Source organism: Pectobacterium carotovorum (assembly GCF_033898505.1).
GTDB classification, from domain to species: domain Bacteria; phylum Pseudomonadota; class Gammaproteobacteria; order Enterobacterales; family Enterobacteriaceae; genus Pectobacterium; species Pectobacterium carotovorum_J.
The window spans coordinates 1,436,481-1,451,307 of record NZ_JAXAFK010000001.1; the positions used below are offsets into that span (position 1 = coordinate 1,436,481).

The 14,827-nt window shown below is 52.4% G+C and carries 16 protein-coding genes and 1 pseudogene; 9 read left to right on the plus strand and 8 right to left on the minus strand.

The annotated features are described in order from the left end of the window. Window positions 1-13: 13 nt before the first annotated feature. Entirely contained in the window at window positions 14-247 is a 234-nt protein-coding gene (locus R9X49_RS06255; RefSeq protein WP_319847608.1) for a SymE family type I addiction module toxin, read from the minus strand. Between R9X49_RS06255 and R9X49_RS06260 the strand changes: the two are divergent. Then, window positions 201-389: pseudogene (locus R9X49_RS06260) on the plus strand (hypothetical protein); the annotation flags it as partial. The gene R9X49_RS06255 and the pseudogene R9X49_RS06260 sit on opposite strands and share 47 nt — an antisense overlap. A gap of 37 nt (window positions 390-426) precedes the next feature. Then, on the plus strand, window positions 427-702 hold the full coding sequence (locus tag R9X49_RS06265) for a DUF6966 domain-containing protein (RefSeq protein WP_263059568.1): 276 nt from the start codon (window positions 427-429) through the stop codon (window positions 700-702). A gap of 73 nt (window positions 703-775) precedes the next feature. On the opposite strand, the gene sdaA is transcribed toward R9X49_RS06265, so the two are convergent. From sdaA to pabB, 3 genes are all read right to left on the minus strand, one after another. Further along, window positions 776-2,140: an L-serine ammonia-lyase gene (gene sdaA, locus R9X49_RS06270; RefSeq protein WP_319847609.1), complete on the minus strand. Its 1,365-nt coding sequence runs from the start codon at window positions 2,138-2,140 to the stop codon at window positions 776-778. 395 nt (window positions 2,141-2,535) lie between these two features. Then, window positions 2,536-3,129 carry a CoA pyrophosphatase gene (locus R9X49_RS06275; RefSeq protein ID WP_319847610.1) on the minus strand — a complete coding sequence of 198 codons (594 nt, stop codon included), beginning with the start codon at window positions 3,127-3,129 and terminating at the stop codon, window positions 2,536-2,538. Further along, window positions 3,126-4,553 (minus strand): aminodeoxychorismate synthase component 1, encoded by a 1,428-nt coding sequence (gene pabB / locus R9X49_RS06280; RefSeq protein WP_319847611.1) that lies wholly within the window; start codon window positions 4,551-4,553, stop codon window positions 3,126-3,128. The genes R9X49_RS06275 and pabB overlap by 4 nt, the downstream gene beginning before the upstream one ends. Window positions 4,554-4,696: 143 nt before the next feature. Here pabB and R9X49_RS06285 point away from each other — a divergent pair, with 143 nt between their 5' ends. After that, window positions 4,697-4,936 carry a YoaH family protein gene (locus tag R9X49_RS06285; RefSeq protein ID WP_319847612.1) on the plus strand — a complete coding sequence of 80 codons (240 nt, stop codon included), beginning with the start codon at window positions 4,697-4,699 and terminating at the stop codon, window positions 4,934-4,936. 41 nt (window positions 4,937-4,977) lie between these two features. Here the strand turns inward: R9X49_RS06285 and R9X49_RS06290 are convergent, their stop codons facing one another. Then, window positions 4,978-5,322 carry a RidA family protein gene (locus R9X49_RS06290; protein ID WP_127156498.1) on the minus strand — a complete coding sequence of 115 codons (345 nt, stop codon included), beginning with the start codon at window positions 5,320-5,322 and terminating at the stop codon, window positions 4,978-4,980. 207 nt (window positions 5,323-5,529) lie between these two features. On the opposite strand from R9X49_RS06290, the gene R9X49_RS06295 reads away from it, so the two are divergent. From R9X49_RS06295 to rnd, 5 genes are all read left to right on the plus strand, one after another. After that, on the plus strand, window positions 5,530-7,467 hold the full coding sequence (locus R9X49_RS06295) for an ATP-dependent DNA helicase (protein ID WP_319847613.1): 1,938 nt from the start codon (window positions 5,530-5,532) through the stop codon (window positions 7,465-7,467). A gap of 115 nt (window positions 7,468-7,582) precedes the next feature. After that, the gene (gene tsaB, locus R9X49_RS06300) at window positions 7,583-8,284 is read left to right on the plus strand and encodes a tRNA (adenosine(37)-N6)-threonylcarbamoyltransferase complex dimerization subunit type 1 TsaB (RefSeq protein WP_319847614.1); all 702 of its coding nucleotides are present in this window, start codon (window positions 7,583-7,585) and stop codon (window positions 8,282-8,284) included. A gap of 125 nt (window positions 8,285-8,409) precedes the next feature. Beyond that, window positions 8,410-9,027: a Slp family lipoprotein gene (locus R9X49_RS06305; RefSeq protein WP_413775884.1), complete on the plus strand. Its 618-nt coding sequence runs from the start codon at window positions 8,410-8,412 to the stop codon at window positions 9,025-9,027. 200 nt (window positions 9,028-9,227) lie between these two features. Beyond that, window positions 9,228-10,913 (plus strand): long-chain-fatty-acid--CoA ligase FadD, encoded by a 1,686-nt coding sequence (fadD, locus tag R9X49_RS06310; RefSeq protein ID WP_319847616.1) that lies wholly within the window; start codon window positions 9,228-9,230, stop codon window positions 10,911-10,913. Between the two features lie 217 nt (window positions 10,914-11,130). Further along, window positions 11,131-12,255 carry a ribonuclease D gene (rnd, locus tag R9X49_RS06315; protein WP_319847617.1) on the plus strand — a complete coding sequence of 375 codons (1,125 nt, stop codon included), beginning with the start codon at window positions 11,131-11,133 and terminating at the stop codon, window positions 12,253-12,255. A gap of 222 nt (window positions 12,256-12,477) precedes the next feature. On the opposite strand, the gene minE is transcribed toward rnd, so the two are convergent. From minE to minC, 3 genes are read right to left on the minus strand one after another with little or no spacing between them, the layout of a single operon-like run. Continuing rightward, on the minus strand, window positions 12,478-12,747 hold the full coding sequence (gene minE / locus R9X49_RS06320; protein ID WP_015840174.1) for a cell division topological specificity factor MinE: 270 nt from the start codon (window positions 12,745-12,747) through the stop codon (window positions 12,478-12,480). Window positions 12,748-12,750: 3 nt separating this feature from the next. Beyond that, window positions 12,751-13,563, minus strand: a complete 813-nt coding sequence (minD, locus tag R9X49_RS06325) for a septum site-determining protein MinD (RefSeq protein ID WP_039511326.1) — start codon at window positions 13,561-13,563, stop codon at window positions 12,751-12,753. A 20-nt stretch (window positions 13,564-13,583) separates the two neighbouring features. After that, window positions 13,584-14,270, minus strand: a complete 687-nt coding sequence (gene minC, locus R9X49_RS06330; RefSeq protein WP_010275486.1) for a septum site-determining protein MinC — start codon at window positions 14,268-14,270, stop codon at window positions 13,584-13,586. A gap of 136 nt (window positions 14,271-14,406) precedes the next feature. Between minC and R9X49_RS06335 the strand changes: the two genes are divergently transcribed. Then, a complete protein-coding gene (locus tag R9X49_RS06335; protein WP_225088149.1) occupies window positions 14,407-14,664 on the plus strand; it encodes a YcgL domain-containing protein in 258 nt (85 codons plus the stop codon). The last annotated feature ends 163 nt before the right edge of the window (window positions 14,665-14,827 follow it).

Genomic DNA, 14,827 nt, shown 5'->3' on the forward strand with positions numbered 1-14,827 from the left:
TCATTCGTGGTGATCAAAACCTTAGTTCAGTCTCAATGACCAGTCTGCTGTGTTCAACAGTGATAGTGACCCGCGTATCGTACCCAAATCCCGCGGCTTCCAGCCAGTGGGCGGTAAGGTACAGGCTGGGGCTGTAATAGCGCGTCATATCATTGCGGTCGGCGTGACGGCGGCTGACATAGCCAGACCCAAAGTACTGCGACGGCACCCTGCTGCTGCGGGATACAGCGAAACAGGTGCAGGACATCACCACGCTGAGCCGTGACGTTGAGCACGCGAACAACGCGCTCAGTCCGATCTTTAACAAAGAGAAAGAGCAGAAACGCCTGAAACAGGCGCAGCTGATTGGTGAGATTGGCGCGCAGATGATGGATATCGTGCGCACGGAAGTACGGGCGTTGAAGTCATGTATAACGAGCTTTTAAAATGACAAAATTGGTTGAAATAAAAGTCGTATTGAATGAGATGGCATTTTTATTAGCAGATTGCGACATGAATGACTGGTCGGGAATGTTGTTGCGACTGCGTGCTTACTTGGATGAGGATCGACAGGATGCGATTTATAGCATTCTTAATTTGTATGGCGGGATGGGATCGTTGAATGATCTCGTTTTATGTAAAAATGGGCAGATGCTGAAAGCAGAAAATGACACCTTTGCTGAATTGCGAACTCGCCTTTATATGTTAACCATGTCTCGCTAATACAAAAAGCCCCGCCAATTTGGCGGGGCTTTTTCGTTAACGGTGGTAAAAATCGTAAGGTGATGAGAACGGATTAATCACACTGTACTTTGATCGCCAGCCCGCCTCGTGAGGTTTCTCGGTATTTGGCGTTCATGTCTTTACCCGTTTCGTACATGGTTTCAATCACCTTATCCAGCGAAACGCGAGGTTCGCTGGTACGGCGGGTTGCCATGCGAGCAGCGTTAATCGCCTTAACGGAAGCAATGGCGTTACGTTCGATGCACGGAACCTGAACCTGACCAGCAACCGGATCGCAAGTTAAGCCCAGATTGTGTTCCATGCCGATCTCAGCGGCGACGCAAACCTGTTCCGGGCTGGCGCCCATCAGTTCTGCCAGCCCAGCGGCTGCCATTGAGCAGGCCACGCCGACTTCACCCTGACAGCCCACTTCGGCACCGGAGATGGACGCGTTCATTTTATACAGAATGCCAACCGCGCCTGCCGCGAGGAAATAACGGATATAAATGGTCGGGCTAACCGGTTCGATAAAGTGGTCGTAATAAGCGAGAACGGCAGGGACGATGCCGCACGCGCCGTTTGTTGGCGCAGTCACCACTCGGCCACCTGCGGCGTTTTCTTCATTTACCGCCAGCGCGAACATATTAACCCAGTCCACCACGTTCATCGGGTCGTTGGAGAGCTTATCGGAAGACACTAGCATACGACGTAGCGCAGATGCCCGACGTGGTACGCGCAGCGGGCCCGGCAACACGCCTTCGGTGTTCATACCGCGATCGATACAGGCACGCATGGTCTGCCAGATATCGGCAAAGTACGCGTCAATATCCTGACGGCTGTGCAGCGCCAGCTCGTTACGCATCACCATCCCAGAAAGCGACAGGCCACTCTGTTTACAGTGCTCCAGCATCTCTTTGGCGGAATGGAATGTGTAAGGAACGGAGACGTCAGCAGCGCTGTCTTTGCCAAAATGCTCTTCATCAACGATAAAACCACCGCCGATGGAGTAATAGGTTTTGCTATAAATTTCTTTATTGCTGGCAAAGGCGGTGATGGTCATGCCGTTTTCGTGTAATGGCAGATTTTCACTGCGGAAAACCATGCCGCCTTCGCGTGGGAAATCGACTTCATGCTGCCCATTAGCCAGCAGCAGGCGTTCGCGTTGCTCAACATCGCGGATAAAGCCGGGGATGGCATCAATATCAACCGTATCCGGCATGTTGCCCGCCAGACCCATAATGATGGCGATGTCGGTGTGGTGACCTTTACCCGTTAGCGACAACGAGCCATACACATCAACGGCAATACGCGTCGTCGCGGTCAGTAAATCCTGGTTGATCAATTCATCGACAAATTGCTTACCGGCTTTCATCGGTCCAACCGTATGAGAGCTAGAGGGGCCAATACCGATCTTAAACATGTCGAAAACGCTTATCACGCGAAACTCCTCAAAGGCTCAGGGCGGTATCCACCCTCTATTTTCCGATCGTCCGCGTCCGGTTCCTTCACCACAATCAGATAGTTATGCTGCGAATTATCTGGTGTTTTCGGTTCTGGCGAGACATGACCTGAATTTTGGTGGATATATACCCAAAGATTAGAATAAAACTCGTCAAATCGCGCTATTGTAGTGTGGAATATGTCGTGTGGCTTTCTTTTTCGCATGAAATAAACTTATGGCACTGCACAATTTAACTTATCTCAAATAGGCGCTAAGTCATTGTAAAATCTATCTCTGAATGATTTGTGAACGGGAAGTCCGCTTTTAAGTTAGGGATATTTAGTGAAGGAAAAAAAGTAGAAAACCCAAAGCCGCTGAATGCGGCCTTGAGTTTAGGGTCTGTCGGAAATCTGTAAGGCGAGCTGGTGGATGATGGCGGCCGTGAGCCCCCAGACAAACTGCTGCTGATACCAAGAGAGGTAAACCCGGTGGCGCTGCTGCTTGCGCTCGATATCCAACGGGTAATAACGCGTTAGCGCGAAAGCTTCGTCCAACGGCATTTCAAACAGCTCGGCGACTTCGTCTTCATTGGGATGAAAGCGGGTCTGGGCGGCGATGAGCCCGACAACGGGTGTGACCTGAAAGCCGCTGACGCTGTCCAACGGCGGTAATACGCCCAATACCTGAACGTTTTCTGGCGGGATAGCCACTTCTTCCTGTGCTTCACGCAGCGCCGTTTCGATGAGCGAACGATCCTCTTTGTCTGCCGCCCCGCCGGGGAATGCCACTTGCCCGGCATGCTTACGCAGATCGGCAGAGCGTCGAGTCAACAAGAGTGTTGGCGTAGGATGGCAAATAATCGGCACCAGAACCGCGGCCTGACGCTGCTGGTGCACAGGCCGCAACGATGGTGGAAGCTGTAACTGAAAGCGCGTAATAAAGTCGTTCAGCGCAAAAGCCGTTGGTGGCAAGACGATCTCACTCATTTATTCGGTACCTGAATTGTCTGGGAACCGGACAGCAGGGGAAGGATACGGCCCACTTTATCAAACGTTTCCTGATATTCCGCCTGTTCCTGACTGTCAGCAACGATGCCGCCGCCCGCCCAGCAGTAAATTCTGCCGCGTTCGGTTAATAACGTCCTGATGGTGATATTGGTGTCCATGGTGCCGCACAGGCTGATATAGCCGATGCTGCCGCAGTAAGCATTACGGCGCTGAGGTTCCAGCTCTTCAATGATCTGCATGGCGCGGATTTTGGGGGCACCGGTAATTGATCCGCCGGGGAAACAGGCGCGTAGCAGCGTGGTGGCGGGGCAATCATCCGGTAGCCGTGCTTCAATCGTACTGACCAGATGGTGCACTGCAGGAAACGGTTCGACGACGAACAGTTCTGGTACGCGGACGCTGCCCGGCACCGCGACGCGGCCAATATCGTTACGCAGGAGATCGACAATCATCAGGTTTTCTGAACGATCTTTCTCTGAATCAGCCAGCCGGGCAGCCTGCTGTTTATCAGCCTCCGGGTCTGCGAGACGTGGCAGTGTGCCTTTAATTGGACGCGTTTGAATACGGCGATCTTCCAGCCAGAGGAAACGTTCCGGTGATACGCTGATGACGGTATTTTCTGGTAGACGCAGAAAGGCCGAAAAGGGCGCTTTATTTCCCGCGGACAGCCGTAAAAACGCCTGCCATTCATCGCCATGGTAAGACGCAGAAAAACGCTGCGCCAGATTAACCTGATAACAGTCTCCCGCCAGAAGGTAGTCCTGTATTGCGCGGAATTTTTCGCCGTACGCCTCGCGTGACATATTCGGCTGCCAGGCGTCAGTGAGGCTGAAATCGTCTTTCGGGGCGCTAATAGGCGGATTGGCTAACCAGTCGAGCCGCGCCTGAAGGGAATGATGTGCGATCAGCGTTAACGTCTGTCGCTGGTGATCGGCAACCAGTGCCCAGTCGTATAAACCGACTGCCATATCCGGCAGGTCGATGTCTCGTTCAGCCTGAGTAGGCAGCGCTTCAACCTGACGTCCCAAATCATAGCCGAACAGGCCAAGTGCGCCCCCTTGAAAAGGGAAATCAGGGTGTGCTTCTGTGGATAATACCAGAGTATCGAGCTGCTGTTGCAGCAGAGTAAAGGGATCGCCTTCTACGGCGCTAGTTACACTGTCACGTGTTATTTCTGTCCTGTTTCCCCGCGTAGACAGCGTGACTCGCGGGTCAGCGACCATGATATCGAAGCGATTGTGCGGATGATCGGCAAACCCGGAATGCAGCAACATCGCCCATGGCTGTTGGGAAAAAGGCGCAAAGCGATCGAGCAGCACAGTCGGATAGTAAGGCAGCGAGTGATAGCGAGCGGTGGCCGAATCGCTGGTGTTGGTTACATGGGTCGTATTGGCGGCAGTCATGTTCTTCGTGTTGTGTCTACAGTGTGGTTGTGTTGATCGCGTGTCGATTTCACTGACCACAGCGTACCACAAAGCAGAAATGCTGGTGTATGCCGAAGCGAGCATGCGATGATACGTGCGAATTTACCAACCAGGAAATTATCATGATTGCAGGTATGCCCGCGCTGACGCACAAGCAGCAGCAAGATGCCGTAGAGCGTATTCAGGAACTCATGTCTGAGGGCATGAGCAGCGGCCAGGCGATAGCACAGGTTGCCGCGGAGATCCGTCAGAATCATCAGGGTGACAACGTCGCGGTGATGTTTGACGAAGATGATGACGCATTTAATGACAGTGACGAAGAACACCATTTTGACGATGGTGAAGAGGAAGACGAGCAGTAACGTCCATCCTCTTCGTTAGGAGATGAAAAAGGGATATACGGTTATATTGCCGCAATCGCTTTTATTTCGACTTTAAATTTCGGATGCATCAACTTAGCCTGTACGGTGCAGCGTACGGGCGCGCTGCCCGCCACGACCCAGGCATCCCACGCGGCGTTCATCGCGGCAAAATCATCCGCGTCGGCGAGAAAAATCGTCACGTCCAACAGCTTACTCTTATCCGTTCCCGCCTGTTGCAGTATCGCATCTAACGCGCCCAGCGCGTTTTCCGTTTGCGCCTGTGCGTCGTCATCCAGATTTTCCGGCACGCTAGTGTAATAGAGCGTGTTGTTATGGATGACGGCGTCTGACCAGCGGGCTTCAGGATTAATTCGTGTGATCGCCATGAGGTGGGGTTTCTCCATTGTGGGGATAATTAAAATAGTGACATCAATCAATACCAGCCGCCAAGCCTAACACAGCAGGTTGCGGCACGCTTTCCTGATTTAAGGTGGTAGCGTCGGATGACTCTTGGCATAATCAGCGCGATATTTTTTGCCGTGGCCTGAAACGGTTAGTGGCGGCAGACTATGTTTTCCTAACTATGTTTTCCTATGAGAAAGAGAGCAGGCGTGACGAACGATCGGGTAATCGATGATTTTGCTAATGACGGCGCGCTGGCGAAAGCGATCACGGGCTTCAAACCGCGTGAACCACAGCGGCAGATGGCGCAGGCGGTAACGCGTGCCATCGACGCTAAAACGGCACTGGTGGTGGAAGCGGGAACCGGAACCGGTAAAACCTATGCCTACCTTGCACCTGCCTTGCGTGCCGATAAAAAAGTCATCATCTCGACAGGCTCGAAAGCGTTACAGGATCAGCTCTATAGCCGCGACTTACCGACGATTGCGCAGGCGCTGAAGTACAAAGGCAAACTCGCACTGCTGAAAGGCCGTTCGAACTATCTCTGTCTGGAACGGCTCGAACAGCAGTCGCTGGGCGGCGGTGATTTACCCGCCGAAACGCTGAGCGAACTGGTCAGGCTGCGCGGTTGGTCGTCGGAAACGACGGAAGGCGATGTCACGACCTGTTCAGGCGTCGCGGAAGACAGCGCGATCTGGCCGTTAGTGACCAGCACCAACGATAACTGCCTGGGCAGCGACTGCCCGCACTATAAAGAGTGCTTTGTGGTGAAGGCGCGGCGTAAGGCGATGGATGCTGATATCGTGGTGGTTAACCACCATCTTTATCTGGCGGATATGGTGGTCAAGGAGACTGGTTTTGCCGAGCTGATCCCAGAAAGCGATGTCGTGATTTTCGATGAAGCCCACCAGATTCCTGACATCGCCAGCCAGTACTTCGGTCAGCAATTGTCCAGCCGTCAACTGCTGGATCTGGCGAAAGACATCATCATTGCTTACCGCACCGAAGTGCGCGATGCCTCTCAACTGCAAAAAAGTGCCGACCGCCTGACGCAAAGTACGCAGGATTTTCGGCTGGCGCTGGGCGACCCAGGGTTTCGCGGGAACCTGCGCGATGTGCTCGAACAGCCGTCGCTTCAGCGCGCGCTCGTGCTGCTGGATGATGCATTGGAGCTGTGTTACGACGTCGCGAAACTGTCGCTTGGCCGCTCTGCGCTACTGGATGCCGCCTTTGAGCGTGCCACGCTTTATCGCAACCGCCTGAAGCGGTTAAAAGAGGTACAGCAGCCGGGCTATAGCTACTGGTACGAATGTAATTCGCGCCATTTCGTGTTAGCGCTGACGCCGCTGTCCGTCGCCGATCGTTTTCGCGAATTGATGAAGGACAAGCCTGCTGCCTGGGTATTTACCTCCGCTACCCTGTCTGTTAACGATCAACTCTTCCACTTCACCGATAGGCTGGGGTTGGATAACGCGAACACGCTCCTGTTGCCCAGCCCGTTTGATTATGCCAATCAGGCGCTGCTCTGCGTTCCCCGCCATTTGCCGGAAACCAATCGTCCCGGTGCGGCGAAAAGGCTGGCGACGATGCTGCAACCGTTGATTGAAGCGAATCAGGGACGCTGCTTTATGCTGTGTACCTCGCATCAGATGATGCGCGATTTGGCCGCTGAGTTCCGCGCCATGCTGACGCTACCGGTGCTGCTACAGGGGGAGACCGGCAAGGCGCAGCTGCTGTCACAGTTTGTGTCGGCGGGCAATGCTTTACTGGTGGCGACCAGCAGCTTCTGGGAAGGCGTGGATGTGCGTGGCGATACGCTTTCCTGCGTCATTATCGATAAACTGCCGTTTACTTCGCCGGACGACCCGCTGCTGAAGGCGCGTATCGAAGACTGTCGGCTGCGCGGCGGTGAGCCTTTTGACGATGTACAGGTTCCCGATGCGGTAATTACCCTGAAGCAAGGCGTGGGTCGCCTCATCCGTGACGTTGAAGATCGCGGTGTGATTGTGATTTGCGATAATCGACTGGTGATGCGTCCGTATGGTGCCGTGTTCCTTAACAGCCTGCCGCCAACGCCGCGGACCCGAGATATTGGGCAGGCGATTAATTTCCTGACGCGTAACACATAATTCCCAACTGGCGATTGCTGCATGGCCTGACCGATGGCGGGAAGGGCTGCGGCACGACAGGGGCTTATGCTATGATACGGGTTGTTAAGATTTATTTATCCTGCCTGAGGTTGGCATGTCTACGCGAATTCTAGCGCTTGATACCGCAACGGAAGCCTGTTCCGTCGCACTCTGGAATGAAGGCGAAATTCATTCTCTGTTCGAAATTTGTCCCCGTGAGCACACACAACGTATTCTGCCGATGGTTCAGCAGGTACTGGCCGACAGCGGCCTGACGCTTAACGATCTTGATGCGCTGGCCTTTGGTCAGGGGCCGGGAAGTTTTACCGGGGTGCGGATTGGCATCGGCATTGCGCAAGGGCTGGCGCTGGGGGCGGATTTACCGATGCTCGGTATATCGTCACTGGCGACGATGGCGCAGGGCGCTTTCCGCCTGACGCAGGCGACGCAAGTGCTGGCGGCCATTGATGCGCGAATGGGTGAAGTATACTGGGGCTGCTATCAGCGCGATGCTGACGGTAGCTGGCAGGGCGAATCCGAGGAAGCCGTATTGAAACCTGAACAGGTGCGGGCGTTAACTGTCGCGCTGTCAGGCGAATGGGCCACGGTAGGAACCGGATGGGAAACCTATCCTGAACTGGTCAGCCATGCCTCGCTGGTGTTAGCGAAGGGCAATGTGCTACTGCCGCAGGCGCAGGACATGTTGCCGCTGGCCTGTCAGCTATGGCAGGCAGGAAAAGCGGTCAGCGTTGAGAATGCGCAACCGCGCTATCTGCGCAATGAAGTGACCTGGAAAAAACTCCCCGGTCGCGAATAATTAGAGTGCACATTCGGTGTGAAGTATAACGGGGATAAACAGCAACTTATTCGATGCTGAGCAGTCTAACTATCAGATATCTGAAGAGGGGTTGTGCCATGTTTGTACCAATGAAGAGCGCACAGATGAAAGGTATGCGGATAAAAATTCTGCATCTGAATCAGAAAAAAGCCCGCCTCTGTCTGGTGGCGGCGACAGCGCTGCTGCTTTCAGGCTGTGTCACGATACCAGATGTCATTAAAGGCACGTCGCCAACGCCGCAGGACGATCTGGTGCGGGTAATGAATGCGCCGCAGATTTATGTCGGTCAAGAATCTCGCTTTGGCGGTCGGGTGGTCAGCATCCGCAATGAGGCGAATAAAACGCGTCTGGAAATTGCCAGCATGCCGCTGGATAGCGGCGCGAAACCGCGGTTGGATATGCCATCAGAAGGGCGTTTTATTGCCTATGTGAATCGCTTTCTGGAGCCCGTCGATTTTAAAGACCAATTGGTCACCGTTGTCGGGCCGATTGTCGGTACCGAACAGGGCGCTATCGGTGATAAACCTTATCGCTACGTTGTGATCGACGCACAAGGCTACAAACGTTGGAATGTCGTTCAGCGCCTGATGATGCCACCCGGCGGCTATGGTTATGGCCCATGGGGATGGCGTGCGGGTTACGGCTATGGCTGGGGCCCCGGATGGGGATTTGACGGCGGTTGGCCTGGTCCGGCACGGATTGAGAATGTCGTGACAGAATAAAATTATTTTGTTTGGAGTGAAGAGATCAGGCGACGCAGGTTGCCTGATTTTTTTTGAATAAAGAATAAATTAGTGATCGCTCTCGCAACCTTAACATTGTTTGTTAGCTAACTGGTAGGCTGAGTTAAAATAATGTTAATAACAATATGCCTCTGAGGGCGACGACGATGCCACTAAAAAAATATCTCGGGAGTGACGTCTTGGAAAAAATTTGGTTATCACGCTATCCGGCGGATGTGCCGGCGGAAATCGATCCGGATCGCTATTCGTCGTTGATTGAAATGTTTGAAAGTAGCGTGAAGCGTTATGCCGACCGACCTGCATTCGTCAACATGGGTGAAGTGATGACGTTTCGCAAGCTGGAAGAGCGGAGTCGGGCGTTTGCGGCCTATTTGCAAAACCAGCTTAAATTACAAAAGGGCGATCGGGTGGCGCTGATGATGCCCAATCTGCTGCAATATCCCGTTGCGCTGTTTGGCGTGTTGCGCGCGGGTCTGGTGGTGGTTAACGTTAACCCGCTGTATACACCGCGTGAACTGGAACATCAGCTAAAAGACAGTGGGGCGAGCACGATTGTTATCGTGTCTAACTTTGCGCATACGCTGGAAAAAGTCGTCCATAATACGGCGGTGAAGCACGTCATCCTGACCCGCATGGGGGACCAGCTCTCTACGGCAAAAGGCACGCTGGTCAACTTCGTGGTGAAGTACATTAAGCGACTGGTACCTAAATACCATCTGCCGGATGCGATATCATTCCGTCGTGTTTTGCAGGAAGGACGGCGTCAGCAGTATATTCGGCCCGATATTATCAATACCGATCTGGCATTTCTGCAATATACCGGCGGCACGACGGGCGTCGCTAAAGGTGCCATGCTCACGCACCGCAATATGTTAGCGAATCTCGAACAGTGTAAAGGGGCATACGGCGCTCTTCTGCAAGAAGGCAATGAGCTGGTGGTCACGGCGTTGCCGCTCTATCATATTTTTGCGCTCACGGTGAACGGCCTTCTGTTCCTTGAATTGGGCGGGAAGAACCTGTTGATCACCAACCCCCGTGATATCCCGGCGGTCGTGAAAGAAATGAAGCAATATCCATTCACGGCTATCACCGGCGTCAATACGTTATTTAATGCGCTACTCAACAACAAAGAGTTCCACGAGCTGGATTTCTCAACGCTACGTTTATCGGTGGGCGGTGGCGCATCGGTTCAGCAAGCGGTGGCAGAACGTTGGGAAAAGCTAACGGGTAAACATCTGCTTGAGGGATATGGACTAACGGAAAGTTCACCTCTGGTGGCCGTAAACCCCTACGATCTCAAACATTACAGCGGCAGTATTGGGCTACCGGTGTCATCAACGGATGTCCGAATCATTGATGATGACGGCAACGACGCTGGGCCGGGTGAGTCCGGTGAGCTGTGGGTGCGCGGGCCGCAGGTGATGTTAGGGTACTGGCAACAGCCTGCCGCGACGGATGAGGTGTTAAAAGACGGCTGGCTGGCAACGGGTGACATTGTCACGTCTGATGATGAAGGGTTCCTGCGCGTCATCGATCGTAAGAAAGACATGATTCTGGTTTCCGGCTTTAACGTCTATCCGACGGAAATTGAAGATGTCATCAGCCGTCATCCCAAAGTGTCCGAGTCGGCGGTGGTTGGGGTGGCGAATGAGATATCCGGCGAGGCAGTCAAAGCCTTTGTGGTCAGACGCGATAACTCGTTAACGAAAGAGGAACTCATTACCCACTGTCGCCGAAATCTTACCGGCTATAAAGTGCCCAAAGAGATCGAATTCTGCGACGATTTGCCGAAATCTAACGTGGGGAAAATCCTGCGCCGCGAATTGCGCGACGATAAGAAGGTGAAGAAAGACGCTGCCGCCTGACGATTTTCCACGAAAACGACTGCCAGAGAGAGGCAGGACGCGATATGATGTTTTCACGCCGGTTTATCCGGCGTTCTTTTTTATGTTTATGGCGAACGTAGCATCGTCACCCTATGGGCCGTCGCCTGCGACGTTAAAAATGTCCGCCGGGAATTTTTTACGGCGATACGGATTTGACCCAGAACCGTAAAGTAAAAACAACCAAGAGAATGACGTTTTGAATTATCAGTTGATCACTTCCGACATCGGGTTACAACAGGTTTGCGCCCAGGCGCGACGCTTTCCACAGGTGGCATTGGACACGGAGTTCGTCAGAACCCGCACGTACTACCCGCAATTAGGGTTGATTCAATTGTATGACGGCGAACAGCTTTCACTTATTGACCCGTTAACGATTACCGACTGGGCACCTTTTCAGGCGTTACTGCGTGACGAACAGGTCACTAAATTCCTGCATGCGGGCAGTGAAGATCTGGAAGTGTTTCTCAATGCGTTTGGAACACTGCCGACGCCTTTCATTGATACACAGATTCTGGCCGCATTTTTAGGCAAGCCGCTTTCTTATGGTTTCGCTGCGCTGGTGGCTGACTACATGGGCGTGACGCTGGATAAAAGCGAATCGAGAACGGACTGGCTGGCCCGCCCGCTGAGTGAAAAACAGTGTGATTACGCTGCCGCCGATGTGTTCTACCTGTTGCCAATGGCAGCCAGGCTGGTGGCGGATACGCAAGCCGCAGGGTGGATGAACGCTGCGCTGGACGAATGTCTCCTGCTTTGTCAGCGTAAACAGGATATTTTGGCGCCAGCGCTGGCCTACCGCGAATTTGGCAATGCCTGGCAGCTGCGTGGCCGGCATCTGGCTTGCCTTCAGCGTCTGGCTGAGTGGCGCTTGCGTAAAGCGCGTGAGCGAGACAGCGCGGTGAATTTTGTCGTACGTGAAGAGAACCTGTTGCAGGTGGCGCGTTGTCTGCCGACTTCGCTGGGTGAACTGAGCTCACTGGGGCTGAGCGGCCCGGAAATTCGCTACCACGGGAAAACGCTGCTGGACTGTGTTGCACAGACGGACGGCATTACTGATGCGGATTGCCCGCCGCCGGTGATTAATTTGATCGACTATCCCGGCTATAAAAAAGCGTTTAAAGATATCAAAGCACTGGTACAGCGCGTGAGCGAACAGAGTGGATTATCCGCCGAGTTATTGGCATCACGTCGTCAAATTAACCGTCTGCTGAACTGGCACTGGAAATTAAGTGGGCAAGACGCAGGAACGCCGGAAATGTTATCTGGCTGGCGCGGTCAGTTATATGGCGATGAACTGCGTGACATTGTGCAGCACTATTAATCCCCGCTAAACACGCTTTATCAATACGCCTTATTTGCTGTGATGACGCCATCATGGAAAAAGCAGCAAATAGGGTGATGAAAATATAGCGAAAAAAACAAAAGAAGAAATAAAAGACTGGCTAAATATACAGTCCGTTATGAAATGAAACGCACGTAATTTGAAGTATGACGGGGAATAGATATCCCCTGCGTAAAAGCAGGGGATACTACAGCAGAAAAATCATTTAGGCGTTTCTTCCGCTTCCGGTAATGTAACGTTCAACTCAAGCACGGAAATATCATCTCCTTTTTGCTCAAGTTGAACCGTCACCATCTCAGGATCAATCTGTACATATTTACAGATAACCTCAAGAATATCCCGCTTTAACTGCGGCAGATAATGGGGTTCACTATCTCCCCGGCGTCGCTCCGCGACAATAATTTGCAGCCGTTCCTTGGCAATATTGGCTGTCGTTTTTTTGCGGGACAGAAAGAAGTCCAGTAAAGCCATAATTTATCCCCCAAAAAGTCGTTTAAGGAAACCCTTCTTCTCTTCTTCAACAAAACGGAAAGGACGCTCTTCGCCAAGCAGACGTTCAACGGTGTCCGCGTAGGCTTTGCCGGCATCGGCTTCAGTATCCAGAATGACAGGTTCGCCCTGGTTAGAGGCGCGGAGTACGGACTGGTCTTCAGGGATCACGCCAACCAGCGGAATCCGCAGAATTTCAAGCACGTCTTCCATGCTTAGCATATCGCCACGGCTCACTCGGCCTGGGTTGTAGCGCGTCAGCAGCAGATGCTCTTTGATCGGGTCTTCAGAACGCTCAGCGCGACGTGACTTCGAGGACAGAATGCCCAGAATGCGGTCGGAGTCGCGAACGGAGGAGACTTCTGGGTTGGTGGTGATAATCGCTTCGTCGGCGAAATAGAGCGCCATCAGCGCACCGGTTTCAATCCCGGCGGGTGAATCACACACGATAAAATCGAATTCCATGTCGCCCAGATCGTTGAGCACTTTCTCTACGCCTTCATGCGTTAAGGCATCTTTATCACGCGTTTGTGATGCCGGCAGAATGTAGAGATTATCCGTTCTCTTATCTTTGATCAGCGCCTGATTCAGCGTGGCATCACCCTGAATAACGTTCACAAAGTCATACACTACGCGACGCTCACATCCCATGATCAGGTCGAGGTTACGCAGCCCAATGTCAAAATCGATGACAACCGTCTTTTTTCCTTTCTGGGCTAAACCGGTAGCAATGGCCGCGCTTGATGTGGTCTTGCCAACGCCCCCTTTACCCGATGTAACAACAATGATGCGTGCCATAAATGTTTCCTTGGGAGATTCTAGTCTAGAGGTTTTATCGTTAAAACATTGTCCAGCTGGTTCAGGTTGATCCGCGCTGGCTGCCCAAAATACGGTTCAGGAATCTGGTCGCTCAGCCAGTAACGGCCAGCGATAGAGACCAGTTCTGCGGCCAGATGCGTACAGAATATCTGGCTCTGAACATCGCCAGAAACGCCTGCGAGGGCTCGGCCGCGCATCATGCCGTAAATATGAATATTGCCATCGGCAATCACCTCAGCTCCCGCGCTGACGCTGCTTGTGACAATCAAGTCACAGTTCCGGGCATAAATCTGTTGGCCGGAGCGAACGGGGGTGTTGATGACTTTCGTTTTCACCGCAGCAGGAACGGCGGCGACGGGTTCGACTACCCGGCGTTGTGCTTTACCCTCGCTCAGAAGGGGAAGCCCCGCCTGCGCAATGGTTTTCTTTAATGCATCGTCGGTGCATCCACTGACGCCAACGACATGCAGGCCGGTTGATGAAATGGCCTGCTGTAATTTTATCCAGTCAGTTTCCGCAGTTAATGCGGCAACGTTAATGACAACGGGGGCATTTTTCAGGAAAGCAGGCGCTTGCTCTATTTTTTCCTGTAGTGCCTGGTAAATTACCTCGGGTTGGGAATCATGCAAATGAACAACCGATAAGGTAAAGCTGCTGCCTTTTAACTCTATTGGCGTTTGTGACATCTATCCTGACTCAGTTTCAGCATCTTTTAATCCCTAGAGTAACATTTAAGGCATGATATTCCAGAGCGCTGTAAGCATGTTATAGTCACAATTATATACAGGCAAGATGGCATTCCCATCAAATAGAGTAAAAAAAATGTTTTGTGTGATCTATCGAAGTGCTAAACGCGATCAGACCTATCTTTATGTTGAAAAAAAAGACGATTTCTCACGCGTGCCGGAAGAATTAATGAAAAGCTTTGGCACGCCGCAGTTAGCCATGGTCTTACCGTTGGATGGTCGTAAAAAACTGGCGAATGCCGATATAGAAAAAGTGAAACTTGCGCTACAGGAACAGGGCTTTTATCTGCAAGTTCCACCTCCGGTCGAGAGCTTATTAAACACGCCGATGTAAGTGTAAAAAAATAATACCAGCGCGTACTTTCAGATAAAGCCGCAAACATAATTTGGCGTGGAATATCCCGACCATTTACATGATATTCCGCGCGATAAATATTCATCTTCCTCGTTTTACTCCGTCATAATTTAATTGTTTCCATTTTTGATGAGTTATGACG

What these genes read in the sequence shown, in the direction of transcription:
- R9X49_RS06255 (WP_319847608.1), bottom strand. Translation starts at nt 247, where the DNA reads ATGTCCTGCACCTGTTTCGCTGTATCCCGCAGCAGCAGGGTGCCGTCG.
- R9X49_RS06265 (WP_263059568.1), top strand. Translation starts at nt 427, where the DNA reads ATGACAAAATTGGTTGAAATAAAAGTCGTATTGAATGAGATGGCATTT.
- R9X49_RS06275 (WP_319847610.1), bottom strand. Translation starts at nt 3,129, where the DNA reads ATGAGTGAGATCGTCTTGCCACCAACGGCTTTTGCGCTGAACGACTTT.
- pabB (WP_319847611.1), bottom strand. Translation starts at nt 4,553, where the DNA reads ATGACTGCCGCCAATACGACCCATGTAACCAACACCAGCGATTCGGCC.
- R9X49_RS06285 (WP_319847612.1), top strand. Translation starts at nt 4,697, where the DNA reads ATGATTGCAGGTATGCCCGCGCTGACGCACAAGCAGCAGCAAGATGCC.
- R9X49_RS06290 (WP_127156498.1), bottom strand. Translation starts at nt 5,322, where the DNA reads ATGGCGATCACACGAATTAATCCTGAAGCCCGCTGGTCAGACGCCGTC.
- R9X49_RS06295 (WP_319847613.1), top strand. Translation starts at nt 5,530, where the DNA reads ATGAGAAAGAGAGCAGGCGTGACGAACGATCGGGTAATCGATGATTTT.
- tsaB (WP_319847614.1), top strand. Translation starts at nt 7,583, where the DNA reads ATGTCTACGCGAATTCTAGCGCTTGATACCGCAACGGAAGCCTGTTCC.
- R9X49_RS06305 (WP_413775884.1), top strand. Translation starts at nt 8,410, where the DNA reads ATGAAAGGTATGCGGATAAAAATTCTGCATCTGAATCAGAAAAAAGCC.
- minE (WP_015840174.1), bottom strand. Translation starts at nt 12,747, where the DNA reads ATGGCTTTACTGGACTTCTTTCTGTCCCGCAAAAAAACGACAGCCAAT.
- minD (WP_039511326.1), bottom strand. Translation starts at nt 13,563, where the DNA reads ATGGCACGCATCATTGTTGTTACATCGGGTAAAGGGGGCGTTGGCAAG.
- minC (WP_010275486.1), bottom strand. Translation starts at nt 14,270, where the DNA reads ATGTCACAAACGCCAATAGAGTTAAAAGGCAGCAGCTTTACCTTATCG.
- R9X49_RS06335 (WP_225088149.1), top strand. Translation starts at nt 14,407, where the DNA reads ATGTTTTGTGTGATCTATCGAAGTGCTAAACGCGATCAGACCTATCTT.